This window comes from Nonomuraea sp. NPDC049784 (assembly GCF_040659615.1).
Taxonomy (GTDB): domain Bacteria; phylum Actinomycetota; class Actinomycetes; order Streptosporangiales; family Streptosporangiaceae; genus Nonomuraea.
In genome coordinates this window covers 1-2,489 of the sequence record NZ_JBFAMX010000992.1, presented here as the reverse complement: position 1 = coordinate 2,489, position 2,489 = coordinate 1, and the positions used below count along the sequence as shown (strand labels likewise).

Genomic DNA, 2,489 nt, shown 5'->3' with positions numbered 1-2,489 from the left:
GACGGGAGCCGGTGCCCGCCATCGCGCGGCGGCTGGCCGTCAGCGAGCGCCATCTGCGCGGACTGTTCTCCGACGGCGTCGGCGTCCCGCCCAAGCGCTTCGAACGCATCACCCGCGTCCGCAAGGTGCTCGCGGGCGGCCGCGCCTCCAGTTGGGCGACGGCCGGCTACTACGACCAGTCCCACATGACGGCCGAGTTCCGCGCCATGATGGGCGTGACTCCCGGCGCCTTCTTCGCGGGCCGCCTCCCCGCGCTCCAGCCTTGCTAAACTGATAGTTCGCTTTCCGAATCAATAGAGGTCAGAGGATCGGCGGCATGACCAAGGCAACGGGTGAGCACATGGGCGTCGTCACCGCGCTGGTGCGCGCCTCCTTCCTGGTGAGCGCCGTCTACGCCGAGTCGGCGCGCGAGTACGGCATCACCTCGCAGCAGGGGCAGCTGCTGTGCGTGCTGATGGCGCAGCCGTACGGGATGAGCGAGCTGGGCGGGATTCTGCACCTGGCCAAGTCCAGCCTCACCGAGCTGGTCGACCGGAGCGTCCGGCGCGGCCTGGTGCGCCGCGAGCCGGACCCGCGCGACGGGCGCGCCGTGCGGGTGGCGCTCACCGAGCAGGGCGGCGAGCTGGCCGAGGCCTTCTACACCGAGACCTGCCGCCGGATCGACGACCTTCCCTCGGGCCTGGCGGCCGCCGACCGCGCCGCGCTGGCCGGGCTGCTGGGCCGCGTGGTCGAGGACAACCAGGTCCCGGTGGTGTTCATGGAGCCGGGCGACGCCGCCGCGCACAAGAATTGACCCACACCCCCATCGCATGGGTATAAAGGGGACAAAGGCCGTTAAAGTACCCCCAATGTAAATCTAGATAATCCCGACTGGTACAGTCGCTTATGTCACGAGTCCAGTGCTAAGCCCCGGCTTGCTGGACGGCAACCCTCCCACCGCGGCGGGGTGCCCCGGGTGATGACATGGTCGCCGAGCTGAACGGTGCTCCTGGCGGCAAGCGCGGTTGTCGAGCCGTATTGCCCTGCCATGCGCCCTTTTGGCGGCTGCTCGAGACGGAGAGGTAAAGATGAAGGGCGGAGTCACGCGCCTCGCGGGACTAGGCATGGCGCTCGCGCTGGCGGTCACGGCCTGCGGCAGCGTGGACACGGGCAACACCTCTGACAAGGGCAGTGCTGCCAAGCAGGAGCTCACGGTGACCGCGTTCGCGGGCGCGTGGGGTGAGCTGTTCAAGAAATCGTTCGTAGAGCCGTTCGAGCGCGACACCGGCGCGAAGGTGAACCTCGTGTACGGCGCCAACGCCGAGTGGCTCACCAAGCTGCGCGCGGCCGGCGGCAAGAACCCGCCGTTCGACGTCATCGCCTTCACACCCGACGCGTCGCTGCCCGCAGCCTCCGCCGGGCTGCTGCAGCCGCTGACGACCGGCAACCTGGCGCACTGGAAGGAGCTGGACCCGGTGCTCGCAGGCAAGTCGGCCTACGACGGCAAGCAGTACGGCGTGCCGCTCACCACGGGCTCCACCGGCCTCCTCTACCGGACCGACAAGATCAAGACCCCGCCCACGGACTGGACGGACATCTTCGACAAGCAGTACTGCGGCCACGTCGCCCTGCCGCCGCTGACGTACAACCCGGGCCTGGAGTTCTTCTCCGCCCTGGTCACCTCGCAGGGCGGCACGCTGTCCGACCCGGCCGCCGTGGACAAGGCGTTCGGCAAGCTGGCGACACTGAAGGGCTGCACGTCCTCCTTCCCCGCCAACGCGGGCAACGCCGCCACCGTCATGGAGAACGGCGACGCCTGGATCATGCCCTTCTGGGACGGCCGCGCCTTCGCCATGGCCCAGGCGGGCTCCCCCATCGGCTTCACCTACCCCAAGTCCGGCCCCGTGGGCGCGCTGACCTCGTACTTCATCGCCGCCGGCACGCAGAAGAGCGACCTGGCGAACAAGTTCCTCGACTACCTCACCGCGGCCCAGAACCAGCAGCCGTTCGCCGAGGGCACCTGGTACGCCGCCGGCAACGACTCGATCTCCTACGGCCAGCCCTTCGAGCAGAAGGTGAAGCACGGTCCGGAGGTCTTCAAGAAGTTCATCTGGGTGGACTACGCGGTCGCCACTCCCAAGCTGAACGAATGGCAGCAGCGGTGGAATCAGATCTTCGGCTGATCGAGGTGACGGACGGCGGGCACGTCGAGATCGAGGGCCTGGCCGCCGGGTACGAGGGCACCCGCGTGCTCGACCTGGACCGGCTGTCCATCCGCAAGGGCGAGTTCCTGTCGATCCTCGGGCCCAGCGGCTGCGGCAAGACGACGCTGCTCAACTGCATCGCCGGCTTCGTCCAGCCCGTGGCCGGGCGGATCGTGATCGACGGCTCCGACGTGACCGGGCGGCCCCCGTACCGGCGGGGGCTCGGCATGGTCTTCCAGAACTACGCGCTCTTCCCGCACATGACCGTGGCCGCCAACGTGGCGTACGGGCTGCGCGTGCGCCGCC

The 2,489-nt window shown here is 68.9% G+C and carries 4 protein-coding genes and 1 riboswitch; all 4 genes read left to right on the top strand.

What is annotated here, in order from left to right; translation table 11 throughout:
- Nucleotides 1-269 (top strand): helix-turn-helix domain-containing protein (locus AB0J09_RS62235; protein ID WP_360713572.1); only part of this gene is annotated, 269 nt, incomplete at its 5' end.
- A gap of 47 nt (nucleotides 270-316) precedes the next feature.
- Nucleotides 317-793, top strand: coding sequence for a MarR family transcriptional regulator (locus AB0J09_RS62230; RefSeq protein ID WP_360713570.1), 477 nt, complete (start codon nucleotides 317-319; stop codon nucleotides 791-793).
- A 93-nt stretch (nucleotides 794-886) separates the two neighbouring features.
- Nucleotides 887-1,007, top strand: a riboswitch (SAM riboswitch).
- Between the two features lie 60 nt (nucleotides 1,008-1,067).
- Nucleotides 1,068-2,162 carry an extracellular solute-binding protein gene (locus AB0J09_RS62225; RefSeq protein ID WP_360713568.1) on the top strand — a complete coding sequence of 365 codons (1,095 nt, stop codon included), beginning with the start codon at nucleotides 1,068-1,070 and terminating at the stop codon, nucleotides 2,160-2,162.
- On the top strand, nucleotides 2,141-2,489 hold a 349-nt coding region (locus tag AB0J09_RS62220), incomplete at its 3' end, for an ATP-binding cassette domain-containing protein (RefSeq protein WP_360713566.1). The genes AB0J09_RS62225 and AB0J09_RS62220, both read left to right, overlap by 22 nt.

Bases quoted from the DNA above. Each gene is read 5' to 3' on its own strand.
- AB0J09_RS62230 (WP_360713570.1), top strand. From the start codon at position 317: ATGACCAAGGCAACGGGTGAGCACATGGGCGTCGTCACCGCGCTGGTG.
- AB0J09_RS62225 (WP_360713568.1), top strand. From the start codon at position 1,068: ATGAAGGGCGGAGTCACGCGCCTCGCGGGACTAGGCATGGCGCTCGCG.